Source organism: Peptoniphilus sp. HCN-40583 (assembly GCF_037892835.1).
GTDB lineage: Bacteria > Bacillota > Clostridia > Tissierellales > Peptoniphilaceae > Aedoeadaptatus > Aedoeadaptatus rachelemmaiella.
Window position 1 is genome coordinate 1 of sequence record NZ_JBBKBU010000025.1, and the last position, 17,393, is coordinate 17,393.

Sequence of the window (17,393 nt, forward strand, 5' to 3'; positions counted from 1 at the left end):
AGAGCCGATAAAATGAGATTGTATTAATCTCATTTTATCGGCTCTGCGTCTTTGCGTCTGGCTCTGTAATCACAGTTACTTTGAACTGCTTTATTTCAATTAAATTTTCTTGTCTGCATTTCGGACAATAGAGGGGGAATTTTTTTAATTCAGTATCTTCCCTTATCTTTAATCGTGTTTTATTTCCACATACAGGACACAATATCCACTTGTAGTTTATAATAACTATCTCCTCCTTTACACTTTAATTCAAATCTTTATTAAAAAATATTTCATCTTATTTAACAAGAAACCATATTTATATAACAACATAAAATACACTAAGTTATTTTATTGAACATATATCGTACTTTATCTATCCGACTATTTGGACGACGGGGCTGGCAAACAGGTTCACCGGTAGTAACATGGTACCCTTTTAACTCTGTTAAACAAACACTACGTCCATTTGTAAAGAAAGTTAAATCACTACGATATTCTTGAATACACCGAGCAGGGATTTCTCCACTAAGAATGACCTCATTATTTTTCAATTGAGTGTCTACGATGTTCGCACAATATTTAGGAGCATCGTTGTATGCTCGTGAAAGATATTCCTGTGGCGCATAAATTTTAAAACTAAGATATGGCTCTAACAATTCTGTTCCAGCTTTTTTTAAGACTTGTTCCAATACAATAGGAGCAAGCATCCGAAAATCTGCTGGGGTACTAACAGGGCTATAGTATAAGCCATACTTAAAACAGATTTTACAGTCCGTCACATTCCAACCATATAATCCTTGTTCGCAACCATAGCGTATCCCTTCCATAACTGCATTTTGAAATGATTGATTTAAGTATCCAAGAGAAACCGAGCTCTCATACTGCATTCCACTTCCCAACGGAAGCGGTGATACAGATAAACCAATGGAAGCCCAGAAAGGATTTGGCGGCACTTCGATGTGAATGGTATATTCTGCATTTTTTAACGGTCTCTCCATATAAATGACTGTAGGCTCTTTTAGTTCTATCTCCACATGATACTTTTCTTGCAACAGTGCACTAATCACTTCCATTTGTACTTTCCCTAAGAAAGAAAGTATAATTTCATGTGTCGTAGAATCCACGTAATATCGTAGAAGCGGATCACTATCTGAGATTTCCAAAAGGGCATCAAGCAACATTTCTCTCTGTTCAGGTTTACTCGGTTCAACAGTTGTTTGTAGTAGAGGGTGCGGATTTTCAATCTTTTTTCTCTGTGGCAATAGTTTTGTATCTCCAAGAACACTATTTAACTTCAAAAACTCATTTTGCAAAATAACAATTTCTCCAGAATAAGCTCTATCAATCTTACATAATTCACCATTTATTGAAGTATACATTTCTGTAACTTTTATTTTTTCTTTTTCTGATACTCTAACCGAATCTCGTAAATGTAGTACTCCACTATAAAGGCGTATATATGCAAGACGTTGTCTTTTTTTTGTATATTCAATTTTGAAAACATTTCCGCAAAGTTCAGACGGACCTCGATGTGTTGATGAATAAAATTTATTAGTAATAACTTCTATAAGGTTATCAATCCCTATATTACTTTTTGCACTTCCATGATAAAGAGGGAACAGAGAACAATTCTGAAATCTTATGCTTTCCTCTTGTTCGAGTTCCAATGCTTCTAATGATTTACCGGACATATATTTCTCTAAAAGGTCATCGTTTCCCTCTATTACCGTATCCCATTGTTCAGATTCGGTAAAGTTCGTCACACACATATTAGGATACAGTTCTACCTTCTGTTTGATTACAATTTCGGCAGAAAGTTTCTCTTTAATATCCTGATAAACCGTTGATAAATCAATTCCATTTTGGTCAATCTTATTGATAAAAAAGATTGTGGGAATCCCCATTTTCCTAAGTGCATGAAATAATATACGAGTTTGTGCTTGTACGCCATCTTTTGCAGAAATCAGTAGAATTGCCCCATCTAAAACTGATAATGAACGATATACTTCTGCTAAGAAATCCATATGTCCTGGCGTGTCTATGATGTTCACCTTCGTATTTTCCCACTGAAAAGAGGTTATTCCTGTCTGAATTGTAATTCCTCTCTGACGTTCTAAAAGCGTATTATCCGTCCTCGTTGTACCTTTGTCCACGCTTCCTAATTCTGTAATCGCTCCACTGTTATATAATAAGCTTTCTGTTAAGGTAGTTTTTCCTGCATCAACATGAGCTAAAACTCCAATATTAATAATTTTCATGTGATTTTCCTCCATTCAAAAACCCAAAAGGGCATAAAAATCCCAGTGATAAATACTTTTATCACTGGGATTTTTATGCATAACCATAGGTATACAAAGCATACAGATATTCTCTGGATACTTTAGAATCACATGATAAAGGTATTCTTAAACTGGGTACAAAAAACTAAGCCCTCCTAAAAAAGGACATCCAATTATTTGTTCCCACTATCAAATTGACAGTTTATTTAAGAATACCTTGCCGCATATTTATTAACTCCTTTTAAATAGATACTTAAATAATAGCACGTAAGAGCATATTTGTAAAGGAATCTCCAATTTTTTATCAAAGAGAGTACGTGATTACAAAATAGCTGTAATAATGTACCAATATTTGTTATTCTATAATCTTCCAATTACTCCCGTTCTTTTCAAGTACCAAATCAAATTGAGATACCTGCGTTGCTTTGGTCTGCTGGTCGATATACTCCACTGTCAGCGATACCGTGACTTGATTATCCTTACGATTGTGAATAGGATTTACCAGTTCTTGAAAGATGTACTCTTTTCCGATTGGTTTTAATATCCCGTCATTCACATAGTAGGAAAGTTCACTGGCTGTCGCTGTAGGATAGAGCTTGAAGAACGTCGTTAAAAACTCATTGATTTCATTGGTTGTAATGGAATCAACCGTCCCCTCACTTTCAATGGCTTTTGGTTTATAACTTGATTTCTTAGGTATGTTGGTAATGGTCGGATTCTTAACCAGTACCATATTTCCAGAACCATCTACATAGACACTCACTATATAAGCAGAGTGGACGGTCTTTGTATTTTCTCCCTCTGTAATGAGCTGGTCTACACTGTAGGTTACATTAAACTCATTGTCGCCAGTTGGCTCTACCGTCCATATCTGAAATCCTCTTACAGAAGACGATACAGGAATATCTTTGCGTACTGTATCAACATTGAGAGCTTGAAGTTCATCTGTCAGATAGCCTTTTAGACTTTCCATTCGATTATCAATGGACTTATCGGATTGCTCCCATGAATAGTAGACTTTCGCAAAGTTCTCTACAAAATTTTCTACATGATGAGTATCAACGTATTCCTTTTCTATGATAGTTGTTTCGTGAATAGTATGAGTATCTATAGCTGTAAAGTGCTTGAATATCGCAAAGCTGAAACTAAGCCCTAAAAGTACCCACAAGGCAATCACAACCTTTTTATGAGGATTGACCTTATAGTAGACACGAGGTTTCTTTTCCTTTGGTATCTGTTTTTCTTTATTCTGATTTTTTCTAAATTTCATCATTAAATCTTCCTTTCTCATTGTTTGATTCGTCCTGCTCCCACTAAATGCTGTTGCCAGTAGGGGCTTGTTAAGTCGGCATAACCGATTGGGTCGCCTGCATGAAACATACGGTTATTGCCAAGGTATATCCCAACATGAGTAATATAAGAGCCAGCGTTATAGGTAGAATGAAAGAAAACCAAATCGCCAGCTTGTGCTTCCGATAGTGGGATATGCTGGGTCACATCATATTGCTGTTGTGCGGTTCGTGGTAAGTTAATTCCAGCTTTTCCATACGTCCATTGTGTCAGTCCGCTACAATCAAAAGAAGTAGTCGGGGAAGCTCCACCGTAAACGTATCGCCAGCCCTCATATTTCAGTGCTTCGTCCATGATGGCTTGTACCGTATCATCATCAAACTCTGTTGTGACAAGATACTGCGTTACCAGTTGCACATAAAACATATTGCCATAGTTGTATCGCCAGCCCCCATTGATAGGTATGGCTATGGGATTGGGGTAAGACACTTTTTCGCCACCTGAATACTCTTTTGAGAAACTTTGAGCCAGTTCAAAGGTATATTTATTTCCACGATTAGCCACATACCCTAAGAAACCACCACCATAATTGTAGGACTGGATAACCGATTCTAAATCTACACTGAGCCTTTCGCTACTGGCTAATAATTCACTGAAATACTTCACACCTTGCTTAATGGATTCTTCTGTACTCAATGAATTAGGTGGAAGACCGAGGGATTCCGAGGACTGCATAACATCTTCCGCAGTACCGCCCGATTCCACCTGTATAATCGCAAGAAGTATGTTGACATATTCTTCAACGCCATATTCTTTGGCATATTTTTCTACCATAGGCTTATGAGCCAGCACTTCTGCGGAAACATTCACACCTCCATAATGAATATTGGAAATTCCGCTGTCCTGTTCATCTGAAAATAAAATGGCAACAAACAGAAGCAGTGAGAAGACCATCAAGAATAATCCAGAACCACCAATCACTAAAGTTTTCAACTTCATGGTTTCTTACCGACTTTCTTAATGGTGGCGGTTTTGATTGGTGGTCTACTTCTTGTATTTTGTAGTGGTACTCTTTGAACAGTAGACGGACGTTCTTTTGTGATTGGACGTTGTGAAGTTCTATCTGCTGTAGTGGTTGAAGTTGCTGGCTTTTGAACGGTTTTTTCTTGAACGGTATTGCCTTGGCGTTCCACTTTTGGACTTGAAAAATCGGACTTAACTGCTGGACGCTCTTGTTTGGCTTGTTGAGATTCCTTATATGAAGTCTGAATATTAGACTGTTTTGAGGTCTGTTCATCATGATATTGTTCTTGTCTTGTAGTCGGTCTTTCATGAACAGAAGAAGCAGGCTGTTTTTTCTGTTTGACCTGTTCCATTTCAGAGCGACGCTTCGCAATGGTTTTTCGCCTTTGTTCCTGCTGTTCCTTGCGTCCACTGGCTCTGTCCGCTTTGGTTTGAGAAATACTACTGGTTAAATCACGGACATTCTCTTTTACTTTGGATTTTCCTTGATATACTGCATATCTTGCATTGGTCGGCAAATCTTTAACCTGTTCTTTCAAACCACTAGCAGTGTCTACCATTCTGTCTTTGGTATCAGCTACTGTACCGATGGTTTGACCGATACGTTTTCCAAGTGTTGATTTTTCCTTTCCGTCTGGTCGGGAGTGATCTGCTTGTGTCCTTGCAGAACTCCCCGAACCCGACTGTCCTTTTTTACCTGTAACAATGGCAGACCCAGCCCCTAGAGTAGTCATGGAACGTCCAAGTTTCCGCTGTAGACGGTGCATGTGAGCGTGCATAAGCATACGAGGTTTTCTCATCACACGACTTCCCACACTTTGAGAATCGTTACTCTGTAGAGAAAACATACTCATTAAATCGCCCAGCTTGAAGTAGATTCCTGCAAAGGTCACAATCTGTAGAAAAGCAATCAAAAAGAACGGATAACCAGCCGATAAGGTATAGAGCATGGTTGAAATACTAAATGCTGTCGTAATAATCAATGTGATTCCAGCTCGTGTCAAAATGGTATTAAAGAGCTTTGTTATGGCTCGTTTTGACATACCATCAAATGATGGAATCATGCTTAAAATAAAGCTCACAGGCAGAAACATAGCATAGATGATAAAAAGTACCTGCGAGAAAATCATGATTCCTGTTAATAGGAATACAAATATGGAAATCCCAATATTGAAGACAAATAGGAAGAAGACTGTACCTAAACGGTTAATGGTCTTTGTAATGGTTAGATTGGTATTGCTTCTGTCTTCAATTTCTTCCGCAACAATTTTTTCTCTGTCTTCGCCATTGTTGGAATCTGGGCTGGTGGAGAGCAGGCTTTCCACACGGTCAATACCGATACTTTCAATGTCTGAACTGTTGTATTGAAGCAGTAGCCACGGTTGCTGAACCTGTATGGAAAACAGGCTATCTCTGATTAAGTCCACGCTGTCCTTGCCTTGACTATCGGAATGGGGCATGACAATCTTCGTGCCAAGTGATAAACTGGCATTACTGATGTCTGATGAAAAGTCATTGATTTTTTTAATGTAGTCGGGAGCGTAGGCAATAAAGGAAGCCGATAGGATAAACACCAGCACAAAATTCATAATGGCATGAATTGCCTTTGTGGTTTCTCTCTTTATCAGTCCCGTATAGGCAACATAAACCCCAAGAACCAAAATCAAGAGTAAGAGGAATCCAACATAGAAACCCTCTGTTGAAAATCCGTTTGCACTCACACCAGCTAAGGTCTGCATATTCTTACCAATGGAATCTGCTGTAGCGGAAATGAAGTCTAAGGAATAGGCCTCCTGTACTAAGTAACCTGTCGCATTGGAAACATACAAACTGATTGTCCAAATAAAATTGGTAATGGCATATAGTCCATACATGACCTGTTTTCCAATCCCGTCCGACCAGTTCCACGGAAGCCAGCCCCAGCTATTATCCACATAAAAATCCAGTTGATAGTTTTCAAGTGGGTATCGGCTGTATTCATTTGCCACATTGACCGTATCATCTACCAAGCCCGCAGCTTGAACCACCGTTCCCAGCATGGCTAAAAGAAAAATGGCAATCACAAGTGTGAAAGCCACTGTCATTGCCACTTTACCTAGACGTTTCAGCGTCCAGTTTGATTTTATTCTGTTTACTATTGATGGTTTCACATTTACACCTCTTTTCGCACAGGTGGTCTGGTATCAAAGGCATGGAGCAGTTCTTCAAATACAGGGTGGAACTGTATCACACCGACACGACCATATAAATCACTGATAAGGCATTGCCCGTTTTCCAAATCACGCAATCGCTTCTGATTGTTTTCGTCCTCTGGGTCTACACCAAAAAAGGCTAAGGTCTTTTTAATCTCGTTAAGGTCAGTGGAACGAAATGCAAATTTTAAGCCGAGGTTATTTTTCAGTTTTTCATCTAAGAGGTCGTCTGTATTTTGGGTCACGAAATATACCCCAGCGTTCATAGCACGACCAGCCCGAACCAGCTTCATAGATAGTGTTTTTCCTTGTGCTACCTGTAAAAAGCTCCATGCTTCGTCTAAATCTACAATCTTGAAAATGCTTCGGTCTGTATGGATAAAGTCTAAAGCAAAGGTACTAATGACAATCAGCATAGCAACGGATAAAAGCTCCATAGTGGTATATTCCTCAAAGGAAGTTTCCTTGTCGGGAAGTACCAAGTCCGCAACCTGTATAATGTTCAGTTGTTTTTCTAAGCTGATAGACTGCTCCACATAACCATTACTGAATAATAAATGTGCAAAGTCATAGTCTGTAAAACTTTCGATATGGTCGGCTATACTGGTACTTAGTGGCGTATTCTCAACCCGTAATTCCTCAATCACTTTCATCAACCCTCGTACTTCACTATTGGTTACTGCACGAATGGCTTTTCTAAGGATTGGGAAGCGTTCCCCATCACGAGAGGAAATCCCCGTAAGGAATGTCAGAATATCAATAGCCAGTGATTCAGAATCTTTGGGATTTTTCATAATCACATAAGGGTCAAGTAAGCCTTTGTTTTTCTCATCAGAAGTCAGAGTGACGATATTGATTTCATGGGAAATCTCTGGCAAGGTTTCTTTCCATCTGCCACGTTCTGCTTTTGGGTCTACAATCACTGCTTGTGCCCCATAAAGCACCGCATAATAGACGATAAGGTTATTCGCAAAGGATTTACCACCACCCAGCGAACCAACAAAAGCCGACGCTAACGCATTGGTTACTGAACCCTTAACCCCTTGACTGGCAAGAGCAGGTTTCAGATAGACATTGCGTCCAGTATCTAAGCTGTAGCCAACATAAATCCCCTCATTTTCCCCCAGCATTTGAGTAGCACCAAAACCTAAACCAGCGAGGAAATCAGAGGTCACGTATTGAATATAATCATTCATATAACGCTTGCTGGCAGGTAAAAATTCTTCATGTAAGCCGAGCATATCCCCAAATGGTCGTACCAGTTTTACGCTTAAATCGTCATAAAAATCTTTCACTTCATTACAACGACGTTTGAGTTCGTCAAGATCATTTGCTGATACCCTTACCACATAAGACAGCTTGTACATAGATTCCTTGCTTTGGTCTAAATTGGTTTCCAGCTCATTCACACTTTCCAGAGCTTCCGCCACATTGGAGCTGGTTTCATTATCACTTTGCCAAGCGTGGTTATCCAAGTCTTTCAGTTCTTTCTTTTTATTGCGGACAGTAGATAGGGCTTTACGATTCGCTACAATTTCCACATTCATTGACGTATCAATCGGGAATGTAAATTGCTGTTGCTGGTAGTAGAAGATTTCAGAGGACGGGAAGTCCAGTTCTCCGACAATGCTGTTAATGGTAAAGTAAGCTACATAGACGGTTTCATCTTCCTGCTGGATTTTCAAATATCGCTGTTTTTCTTCCACCAAACAGCGAGTAGGCTTAATCAAGTCATAGTATTTAATCAGCGTTTCATTATCCAGCTTTTTCTTTGATAGATGGTACTCATACTCTTCATAGGCAGTGCCTGTCTGTCCGTAAAGGTGTTCAATCAGATAGCCGAAGTCGTCCTTATCTAACCTGCGGATTTTGAAACGACGAGAGATTTTATTTTCTAAGAGCTTTTCCATCTTCTGAAAACGCAGGATTTCATCATTACTCATACTAACAAAATCGCCCATCAGCTTATGGTTCACATCATAGACAAAATCAGACAAAGCATTTTTTGCTTCAACGGTAAGACTTTTCATAGAAAACTCCTGATCGTTGAGAAGCAACTTAAAGCCGATAAAGAAACGGTAGTTCACTTGATTTTCGCCAATCATGGATATTAAAGCGTCTGTCTGTTGGTCGATTTTGTCATAGGCAACCGCTTTGAGCTTGCCAGTGACTTCATTTTTGGAACGCTCTTGTGCAGAACGTATGCTGGATTCTGTACTGATTTGTAAAGCATGAATTTTGCCATCACGATTTTGTGCGATAAGCTGTCTGAAAGAATCATGCACTTGTATTTTCTGTTCTGGACTTAGAAATGAGTAATTGTAAGGAACAAGCTCATAGTAAGCATAACATTCCCCGTCTTTATTCCAGACGAGATTGTTTTCAATGTATTTAATTGGATATGCCATAAAATTCACTCCTAACTGCTGTAATGGCTTCTTGTGGCTGGTTTCTGCCAAGCGTTACTTTTTTTCCTGCATAGGTCAGCTTTGGTCGCAGTGCATAAGCAATGACAGACTTCAAAAATCCATAAGGCTTTTTACCATCAAAAGTTTTTGTAGACATAAACCATGTGAAAGCCACAGGAATCCCAAAGTATTTGAGAAATGCTCCCTCTATCATGGAAAGAGGGGGCAAGTTGCCAAGTATCATCACTGCAAAGAGTGACACGACAAACCATGTCATTTGCGTAAAGGTTATGGGAAACGGAAGTCTAAAATCATTGATAGAATACAGTACCTTTTCCACAGACCAGATACTGGTATAGCTTCGTATTTTCTTCATGTAATCAATCCTTTCATAAAAAATAGGGGTAGCTGATTGAGCCACCCCGTAAAATAGAAAATCTGCCAGTAGTAATGTACCGACAGATTTAATAGACGATTTCAAAAATCCCATGATTGGTTGAGATAAACGTTCCTGAAAGGTCTAAATCCCGACCATAGGCTTGATAATCAATATAGTTTTGAAGACTAGCTGGTACTTCGCCTAAAGCACCCGTTTCTTCAATGTAGTAGCGTGCCACGTCATACATATCATCACAATCGGAATGAATGATAATATCCTCTTGATGTTCGCTTAGTTCTTCAATGCTTGAAAAATGAGTGAGCAGAGCAGATAGCTCCGATTGTAATTCTTCGGGTAATTCCGATACCATTTCCCATAGTCGATTGAGTTCGCCAATGGAAGTGTATTCGTCAACCGTAAAGGGTAACTCGTAGTCATGAATGGCGTATTCCTCATATTCATCATTCAAGCCGATTTTCTCTTTGACTTCCTCAAAGTCAATGGGAAAGGTAAACCACGCACCGACCAATTCGCCCTCATTGTATTTGCCTAAATTCGCAATATAGACTTGCATATCGTCCATATATTCACGTCCTTTCTTTGTAGAGATTCAAAAATCCCTACCGCACTTCGTTTGGTGTACCATTCCTTTGCGGAACATAAGAAAACCACTTATATTCCACAAAAGAACGGTTTTATTTAAGCACCAATAATGCGATTGAATAGCTCTAGTAAAATGTCTTTTACTCCAGCAGCGTTGAAGACTAAGCCAACCGCAATAATCGCAATAATTAAAAAGCCAATCAGTTTGCTAAACTCACGCTTGAAGCCAAGATACAAGCCAATCACAACGATTGCTAAAAGCACCAGTGATTGAGCGTTTGATAGAAACCAGTTATAAAGGTTTTGTCCAAAATTCATAAAAATGTTCTCCTCTCTATATTCAATGAATTTGTATTTGAGTTATTTTTTTGTTGTTATCACGTCCTGTTCTTTTACTGACTGTTGCTTCAAAATCTGCTTGTGTCGGTCTGTCAGTTTCGCATGGTCGAGAATGTCTTTTACAACCTGCGTCTGGTTGATTTCATCAAGTTTAATCGCAACCTTTAAGGTCGGGGCAACTTGATGAGATAGCCAGTTCAGCGTCCTTTGGAAGGAGTAAGGCTCTGGTTTTGTGGTTAGTTTTAATCGTTCACGATTGTTCCCAATAAACCAAGCCCATTCTTCATTCAGTTTCCAATCAGAACGAGGTTTGGAATCGTCTTTATCTACAAAACGGATATACCGATTGATAATTTTAAAGGCGGTATGCTCTGGATTGTCATAGACGAGTAAATCACGGACTGCATAATAGGCACGCTCATTTTTCAATCGAATCTCAAAACGGTTTTTTACTTCTGCGTCTTCAATGGGAATATCATTTTTCTTGTACTGCTCGTAGTCCTTTTCATAGATACAGAAATAAACTTCACTTTGTAATGAACCGATATAGAGGGTGTTTCCCATACATTCCTTTTCCTCTTTGCGTACCAGTTCGCCACTGCGATAGCTTTTAAAACTGCGGAAGACGGAGATACATTCTTCCTGTTGGCACTTTTCAGTGAGTACAGGGATATTCAAAATCCCTGTCTTATCGTTAATGGCAAGGTCAAGGCGTTTCATCACACCGCCAGCCACCAAAACGTCCATAAAGAACTCATACCAGCTTCTTTGTTGTGCCAGAAGATAGCTTTCAAATTGTCTGCACCCACGACCTTTCAATTCCACCAGAACTCCTTTGTCCAGTTCATGGGAGCAAAGGACGAATATGTCGCCTAAAGCATAATGCTCTGAATAAGAATAGAAACCATAGTCCTCATGAAGAAAATAGGACAGTTTCAGTTGTAAGATGTTTTCGACCACCTGCTGTACGTCTGTTGTCGGAAAGCGAATCCTTACATAATCAAACAGCATTTCAAGGGGAGCGTCGGGATTGAAGCGTTCCAGAGCTTCCCAAAGGGACTGCTGTAAATCCTCTGATGGCTTGACTTTTCCTGTTTCAATATCGCTTAGATACTGCCTTGTAATACCAGTCGCAACAGCTAAACGGTTTTGAGATAGTCCATAAGCCAAGCGTTTTTCTTTTAAATGCTGTAACCAAGTTTGTTCATTCAGTAAAAATCCCTCCAATCAAAAAGGCGTATGTCAACTTTTAAAGCCCATTTGACATACGCTGAAATTTTGTAAATCCCTTGTAACCAAAGGATTTTCTAATGTTTTTTTGACTGTTTCCTGTCGATTTGTACCCCCCTGTTAGATACGGGGGGTTAAGTGCTGGCGTGGCTATTGCCACACCAGCCAGCAAGATCAGTCCACACCTGCGACTTCCGCTTCGCACGTCGCCTGCGTGGACTGTCTGCTGTTGGATAACTTTTTAATTTCCTCCAAGAAATCATATCCTTTTGGTACAAGGGGAGTATAAAACTCTGATATGACACTTGTTCCTACATCAACATAGCCACGACCTTTGATTCGCTTTAAGAAGAAATCCTTTTGTACGTCACTGCCAAACATCATGCCATAGCCCATTTCAGACATACGACCTAAAGCCACTCTGAAATTAAACTGATCACGGATTCCGTCGCCTAAATATTTTGCGTCTGGACGTTGACAAGCCAGTATTAGAAAGAAGCCAGCTTGACGACCTAACATGACAATCTGTTTCAGCTTATTCATAACTGCGGTGTTTTCTTTTGTTCCCAGCATTTCCATGAAAGCGACGTATTCATCAAAGATTAAGAAGTGTGCCGGGAGACCTAAGTAAGCATAATTTTTGCCAGTCTTATAGTTCTTCATCTGCTTCATTTCCTCACTACGTTTCATCATTTCTTCATAGAATGTTTCAATGCAAGAAAGCAAGTCTTCTTTTCTATAGTAGACATTTGCCATCACAGAACCTAAGTCCGCAAGGTCAGCATTTTTCGGGTCAAGAATATACAGTTTTGAATCTGTATGAAGCAAGGCTTCAATCAGTGTCAGTATAAAGTAAGTTTTACCGCCACCTGTACCACCAGCAATCAACATATGAGGGAGCTTATCATATTCCCACCATACGTTTTTCATTAAGCGAAGTTTACCATCTTTAGCTTCTACTTCATCAATAGAAATACGACTGGCTATGGTGTCATAGAGCAAAGTATATTCCACATAGGAATCCTTTAACTCTTTATCCGTCAGCTCACAGTACAAGCCACTCTCTAATTTCTTTTCCAAGTGTAAGAGTTGGTCTTGATATTTTCCCAGCGTGATTTCCACCCGTATCTGTATCAAGCCATTTTTAAGTCGATAATACATTTTAGGGAAGTAGGTTATCTTTTCCTTTGTACGACCAGCACTATCTTTAAAGAAACCCTCTGTTTTGACCTGTTCAGATTCATACCACTTGTTTTCAAGTATCATCTTTGCCAGTTTTTGACGGTGGTAAAGTTGTTTAACCGTATCATAGCGAACCCGTTTGAATACAAACGCTACCAGCAAGCAGATAAGAATTGCGACACTGAAACTGATAATTAAATAGGGAATGTCAATCTTATCTGCTTGTGATAGGTTAAAATCCTGCCAGTTGATCTGCTGGATTGTCTTCACATGAAACAGTCCGACAACCAGCAGGAAAACAGGCAGGAGTGACGCTATCGTAAAATGAAAGACTAAATCTTTACCAGATGGGCGAATCCTTTTACCACGCTGTTTCATGCGAAAAAGTCTCCTTTCTACCTAGCGACTATTTGTCTTGTGTCGGTTCTTTCTTTGCTTGTGGTTGAGCTTTGAATGAACTAGAATCCTTTGTCAGCACAATATCGTCTGCCTTGATATACCAGTCAACATCTGCTCCTTGATAGGTGGCAGTAGCAACGGTGTCCGCAATGGGATTGATAAGTTCCACCCGTGCGTTATAATCAAACTCTTTCAAAGGCACGCTGGCAGGAATACTTACTTGAATCATGCGTCCTTGTCCTTTGGATTTTAAGTCATAGGTACGTTCCTTGATTTCATCTGAAACCGACCCGTCTTCATTTTGGATTCTCACTTCACGACGTAGAGCAGAGAATTTCAATTCTCCAAAAGTCGTGTCTTTATCTAATACAATGCCATTTGCTAATCTCATCATTTTTCCTCTCTTTCTTTATTCTTTTATCATGTCGTCAGCATGTAAAAGGTAATTTGTAAAACCACGAGTGCCGATTTTGTAGCCCTCTGCGGTAATACGTGGATTGACTAACTTCACACGTTCCTCAAAGCCGAAATGTTTTTCGCCAGCTTCAGCAGGAAGCACCACCACAATATCATCTGCTCTTTGAACATCAGAATAGAGATTATAGCTTCTTGATAAGACAGTTAGCCGTCCGTTGATTCTTCGCTGAACGACTTTATCCTCGCCAGCAAATTCTAAATTGCCGAATGTTTTTTCCATGTTGGGAATCACAAATTTAAGTTCCATATTTTTACCTATCCTTTCTTTTTTATTGGCTGAATGAATGTTTGATGGTCTTAAAGAGTGGGGAACGACCTTTTGATTCTTGATTTTTTGTTTTCATAAGTTCACTTCCTTTCAAAATCGGGTAAAAAAATAGACACCTCATTTTTTGAAGTGTCTACCTATTAAATATTCAAATTTTATTGGAAGTATCTTTATATCTTCACTTTTCAAGGATAAATCGTCGTATCAAAGCTCATTCATAAGTAGTAAATTAGTAGTAAATTGAGTGGTTTTGACCTTGATAAAGTGTGATAAGTCCAGTTTTTATGCGGATAACTAGATTTTTATGCTATTTTTAGGAAAAATCTTGTTTAAATTAATTGCGATAGCCTGTCATCTATTAATTGCATTCGTTCTGCTTGCATTCTCGGTGTTATCTCTTGTGATAGGCTGTCAATTTTCCAGACGATAAAATATTTCTTTTATACTAGCATAGTCTGGAAGGGTCGGAGCTTTGCGCTTCGATCCTTTTTTGTTGTATTAGAAAACCCCCGGTTAGACCGGGGGTTCCGTTTAGCTTTGGCGATGAGAACCTAACAGCCTCTCGTGTTATGATAAAAAAGGTCTGGAAACCACGCAACATTATCATCAACAGGAGGTAAAGATGTCATCGCTAAATGACACTCATAGTCTATCACACACAAAATGGAATTGTAAGTATCACGTTGTATTTGCACCGAAATATAGAAGAAAAGAATTCTATGGGTCAAAGCGACTCGAAATAGGTGCAATTTTGCGAGAGTTATGTGGTTGGAAAGAAGTCAACATATATGTAGTCAATAATATTGTATCTTTCGTCAATAGAGGCTTCGCCTTTTGTATTAAATCTGTTCTCAATTTAACAACCCTGGTTTAGCTTACCGAGAAAAGGTACGTTTAAATTATTTAAGGAAACCACCTAAAAAGTGAAATGAGGAACATTGAATAGATACATTACAATAAATTAGAATTCTACTACCACAAAGATTAGAAAATATGAAAAAGGGGAAGTTATCAAAAAGAAAAGAGAACTTTAATACAGTGCAGAAATACTTGACAAAACAACATGTGGATGTTATCCTAGCTTTAGGAAGCCTTATGCAAACTATGATTCAACAGTGCCATCAAAGATCTAAGAAAGGATGAGAAAATGATGAAAAAGGTTTTGTCTTTAGTTATCTCCTTGTTAGTGATGCTCTCTGTTTCAAATGAGGTATTCGCTTTTTCTGCAGAAGGAGAAATGAGTTCTAATGAGAGAATAAGGCAGGTAGCTATTGAATTTGTAGAAAAAGAGTTTTCGGATTTTAGTGATTCTAACGATGTGAAGAGCAGTGTGGTTGACAGCAAAGCGGAAGGCTTGAAAAAACATATGCTTGACCGAAAGGAAATAAAAGCATATAAAGAAAAATTAATAGGAAGAAAGTTAACCTTAAAAAGCTTTAAAGTTTTGGATGAGCAGTTAGTTCCTGTAAACGAAAATACAGAAGATGTTTTGTTGAAAATCCAATATAATTATTGGGATGGAGACTTAGAATCCAAATTGATTGCGGATTACAAAATTAGAGTGACAAGAGATAATGATGATTTTTATGTTTATGCTGCGATTTCAAATGACCTTTCTGATGGAACATTATTTCCTGAAAATTTAACGTTAGAAGCGAAGGAATTACCTTTGGATTCACAAATAAACTCTAGTGCTATGAACAAAGAAAGAGCTTTTTCGATGGGAAATTCTAGTATAGATTCTGCTAAAGATAGATTTGCAGAGTATATTAAAAGCATAGAATTTGAAAAAGAACTTAACGATCAATCTGCAATTAGACCTATGTCTGGAAGATTTGCCTATTTTTCCAGTCAACAAAAGGCAAATATGAGGCGATATCAAGATAACTATTTTAATGGATTTAACTCAGCTTACTACAATTTTACAGGAAGAGGGGGAGACTGTACAAATTACGCTTCACAAATACTTAGAGCGGGTGGCGCACCATTCAAAAGCTCAAGTTCATCGTCGATAACAGGATCTAACTATTGGTACTATAGATCCATAAATGAAAGAAGTTCCTCATGGGCTGGTGTAAATGAACTAAGAACGTTTTTAGTTAATAATTCTTCTCAGGGGCCTGTGGGATATTTTTCTAGTACTTTTGGTGCGTTAGATACAGGAAGCATTATTCAACTAAAGAACGATAGAGGTCGATATTATCATTCAGTTGTAGTCTATAAAAAAGGTGGAGACCCTTGGGTAACTGCGCATTCTTCATCTTATTCAGGATATTTCTCCAGCAGATGGGGGGGTATTGACAATGTTAAGATAAGAATTGATGGATACTACTATTAATGCTATTTTCAATTAGAAAAAGGAGAGTCTAATATGATGAAAAAAACTCGTACTATATTTCTTTTATTAATAGTGTTATTTGTTTTGCCATTCAGCTTAGGAATGAAGACTGCAAATGATCAAAAAAAGGATACCAAGAAAGAGCAACAAACGAATGATAATGTTATAAATACTATGCTATCAAGTAAACCAGGAGCAGATCCCTTAACTCTTGTCGCTGGTTCGGATGATTATTTGATCCTAGAACACTATTGTGGTTTATTGATTTTAGATCGCAATTTTTTGGAACCTTTTGCTGAAATTCCAGCAAAAGATATCGAATTAAAGACACAAGGAGATGAAGCCTTCTCTTATAGCTTAGATGGAAATACACTATATTTAAAGAGAATGGGAAGTGGAAAATCTTTTACCTTTAACATTGCAGACAAAGTTCTACAAGTGGAGCAAAACAAGGACCAAATGAATAGAATGGATTCATTTAAGTCTCTCTCTGAGGGTAGATTGGAAGAGGTTTTAGGAAGAAAGTGTAATGCTCAGGGGATTCAAGGGGATAACTGGATATTTATCCTTATACCTGACCCAAATAAATTAGGAAATAGCCAGTTAATGATTGTTGATCAAGATACGGGTAGTAAACGCACAAAAAATCTCCGTGATTTAGTCGAAACAAAACACAACGTATCTATATTCTTAGATGAAAAAACTTTGAACTCAAAAGGTTTTGTGGAAAAAGGAAGAGCTTACCTTCCTTTGCGATCGATCTTAGAGGGGCAAGATTATGAGGTAAATTGGAACCAAAAGGACTCTAGTATTGTAATTAAAAATAAGAATCAAAAGATTCTCATGGTTCCAGATGGTCAACGTTATTGCTTAATTAAAGAGGGGAAGAAGCGGAGTTATGATTTTTATGTAAGAGAAAATCGAACTTATTTAAGTCAGAAATTTTTTAAAGAGATAGCGGGGTTGAACCTTTCGGTTAATAAATAAAAAGATAAATCTTAATT

Annotated in this window: 16 protein-coding genes and 1 pseudogene; 3 read left to right on the forward strand and 14 right to left on the reverse strand. The window is 38.4% G+C overall.

Features of this window, described 5'->3' with window-relative positions; all coding sequences use genetic code 11:
* Window positions 1–34 precede the first annotated feature (34 nt).
* From WKT05_RS08030 to WKT05_RS08100, 14 genes are all read right to left on the reverse strand, one after another.
* Window positions 35–202, reverse strand: a complete 168-nt coding sequence (locus WKT05_RS08030) for a cysteine-rich KTR domain-containing protein (protein ID WP_000336323.1) — start codon at window positions 200–202, stop codon at window positions 35–37.
* Window positions 203–320: 118 nt separating this feature from the next.
* Window positions 321–2,240, reverse strand: coding sequence for a tetracycline resistance ribosomal protection protein Tet(M) (gene tet(M), locus WKT05_RS08035; protein ID WP_000691736.1), 1,920 nt, complete (start codon window positions 2,238–2,240; stop codon window positions 321–323).
* Between the two features lie 15 nt (window positions 2,241–2,255).
* A complete protein-coding gene (locus WKT05_RS08040; protein WP_011058339.1) occupies window positions 2,256–2,342 on the reverse strand; it encodes a tetracycline resistance determinant leader peptide in 87 nt (28 codons plus the stop codon).
* A gap of 274 nt (window positions 2,343–2,616) precedes the next feature.
* Window positions 2,617–3,534, reverse strand: coding sequence for a conjugal transfer protein (locus WKT05_RS08045; RefSeq protein WP_000975335.1), 918 nt, complete (start codon window positions 3,532–3,534; stop codon window positions 2,617–2,619).
* Window positions 3,535–3,548: 14 nt separating this feature from the next.
* A complete protein-coding gene (locus tag WKT05_RS08050; RefSeq protein ID WP_000769868.1) occupies window positions 3,549–4,550 on the reverse strand; it encodes a bifunctional lytic transglycosylase/C40 family peptidase in 1,002 nt (333 codons plus the stop codon).
* Window positions 4,547–6,724 (reverse strand): CD3337/EF1877 family mobilome membrane protein, encoded by a 2,178-nt coding sequence (locus tag WKT05_RS08055; protein ID WP_000804748.1) that lies wholly within the window; start codon window positions 6,722–6,724, stop codon window positions 4,547–4,549. The genes WKT05_RS08050 and WKT05_RS08055 overlap by 4 nt, the downstream gene beginning before the upstream one ends.
* A gap of 2 nt (window positions 6,725–6,726) precedes the next feature.
* On the reverse strand, window positions 6,727–9,174 hold the full coding sequence (tcpF, locus tag WKT05_RS08060; protein ID WP_000331160.1) for a conjugal transfer ATPase TcpF: 2,448 nt from the start codon (window positions 9,172–9,174) through the stop codon (window positions 6,727–6,729).
* On the reverse strand, window positions 9,158–9,550 hold the full coding sequence (locus tag WKT05_RS08065) for a conjugal transfer protein (RefSeq protein ID WP_000723888.1): 393 nt from the start codon (window positions 9,548–9,550) through the stop codon (window positions 9,158–9,160). The genes tcpF and WKT05_RS08065 overlap by 17 nt, the downstream gene beginning before the upstream one ends.
* Before the next feature lie 88 nt (window positions 9,551–9,638).
* The gene (locus tag WKT05_RS08070; RefSeq protein WP_000342539.1) at window positions 9,639–10,136 is read right to left on the reverse strand and encodes an antirestriction protein ArdA; all 498 of its coding nucleotides are present in this window, start codon (window positions 10,134–10,136) and stop codon (window positions 9,639–9,641) included.
* Window positions 10,137–10,252: 116 nt separating this feature from the next.
* Window positions 10,253–10,474, reverse strand: coding sequence for a hypothetical protein (locus WKT05_RS08075; protein ID WP_001009056.1), 222 nt, complete (start codon window positions 10,472–10,474; stop codon window positions 10,253–10,255).
* A gap of 42 nt (window positions 10,475–10,516) precedes the next feature.
* Entirely contained in the window at window positions 10,517–11,722 is a 1,206-nt protein-coding gene (mobT, locus tag WKT05_RS08080) for a MobT family relaxase (RefSeq protein ID WP_000398284.1), read from the reverse strand.
* A 177-nt stretch (window positions 11,723–11,899) separates the two neighbouring features.
* A complete protein-coding gene (locus WKT05_RS08090; protein ID WP_000813488.1) occupies window positions 11,900–13,285 on the reverse strand; it encodes an FtsK/SpoIIIE domain-containing protein in 1,386 nt (461 codons plus the stop codon).
* Window positions 13,286–13,313: 28 nt separating this feature from the next.
* Entirely contained in the window at window positions 13,314–13,700 is a 387-nt protein-coding gene (locus WKT05_RS08095) for a YdcP family protein (protein WP_000985015.1), read from the reverse strand.
* Between the two features lie 15 nt (window positions 13,701–13,715).
* On the reverse strand, window positions 13,716–14,030 hold the full coding sequence (locus WKT05_RS08100) for a YdcP family protein (RefSeq protein WP_000420682.1): 315 nt from the start codon (window positions 14,028–14,030) through the stop codon (window positions 13,716–13,718).
* 643 nt (window positions 14,031–14,673) lie between these two features.
* Between WKT05_RS08100 and WKT05_RS08105 the strand changes: the two are divergent.
* The 3 genes and pseudogenes from WKT05_RS08105 to WKT05_RS08115 all read left to right on the forward strand — a co-directional run.
* A pseudogene (locus WKT05_RS08105) lies at window positions 14,674–14,838 on the forward strand (transposase); the annotation flags it as partial.
* A 360-nt stretch (window positions 14,839–15,198) separates the two neighbouring features.
* Window positions 15,199–16,389: an amidase domain-containing protein gene (locus WKT05_RS08110; RefSeq protein WP_108831252.1), complete on the forward strand. Its 1,191-nt coding sequence runs from the start codon at window positions 15,199–15,201 to the stop codon at window positions 16,387–16,389.
* Window positions 16,390–16,422: 33 nt separating this feature from the next.
* Window positions 16,423–17,376, forward strand: a complete 954-nt coding sequence (locus WKT05_RS08115) for a copper amine oxidase N-terminal domain-containing protein (RefSeq protein ID WP_108831253.1) — start codon at window positions 16,423–16,425, stop codon at window positions 17,374–17,376.
* The last annotated feature ends 17 nt before the right edge of the window (window positions 17,377–17,393 follow it).

Coding starts and splice junctions, on each gene's coding strand:
- WKT05_RS08040 (WP_011058339.1), bottom strand. CDS start 2,342: ATGCTTTGTATACCTATGGTTATGCATAAAAATCCCAGTGATAAAAGT.
- WKT05_RS08045 (WP_000975335.1), bottom strand. CDS start 3,534: ATGATGAAATTTAGAAAAAATCAGAATAAAGAAAAACAGATACCAAAG.
- WKT05_RS08050 (WP_000769868.1), bottom strand. CDS start 4,550: ATGAAGTTGAAAACTTTAGTGATTGGTGGTTCTGGATTATTCTTGATG.
- tcpF (WP_000331160.1), bottom strand. CDS start 9,174: ATGGCATATCCAATTAAATACATTGAAAACAATCTCGTCTGGAATAAA.
- WKT05_RS08065 (WP_000723888.1), bottom strand. CDS start 9,550: ATGAAGAAAATACGAAGCTATACCAGTATCTGGTCTGTGGAAAAGGTA.
- WKT05_RS08070 (WP_000342539.1), bottom strand. CDS start 10,136: ATGGACGATATGCAAGTCTATATTGCGAATTTAGGCAAATACAATGAG.
- WKT05_RS08075 (WP_001009056.1), bottom strand. CDS start 10,474: ATGAATTTTGGACAAAACCTTTATAACTGGTTTCTATCAAACGCTCAA.
- WKT05_RS08090 (WP_000813488.1), bottom strand. CDS start 13,285: ATGAAACAGCGTGGTAAAAGGATTCGCCCATCTGGTAAAGATTTAGTC.
- WKT05_RS08095 (WP_000985015.1), bottom strand. CDS start 13,700: ATGATGAGATTAGCAAATGGCATTGTATTAGATAAAGACACGACTTTT.
- WKT05_RS08100 (WP_000420682.1), bottom strand. CDS start 14,030: ATGGAACTTAAATTTGTGATTCCCAACATGGAAAAAACATTCGGCAAT.
- WKT05_RS08110 (WP_108831252.1), top strand. CDS start 15,199: ATGATGAAAAAGGTTTTGTCTTTAGTTATCTCCTTGTTAGTGATGCTC.
- WKT05_RS08115 (WP_108831253.1), top strand. CDS start 16,423: ATGATGAAAAAAACTCGTACTATATTTCTTTTATTAATAGTGTTATTT.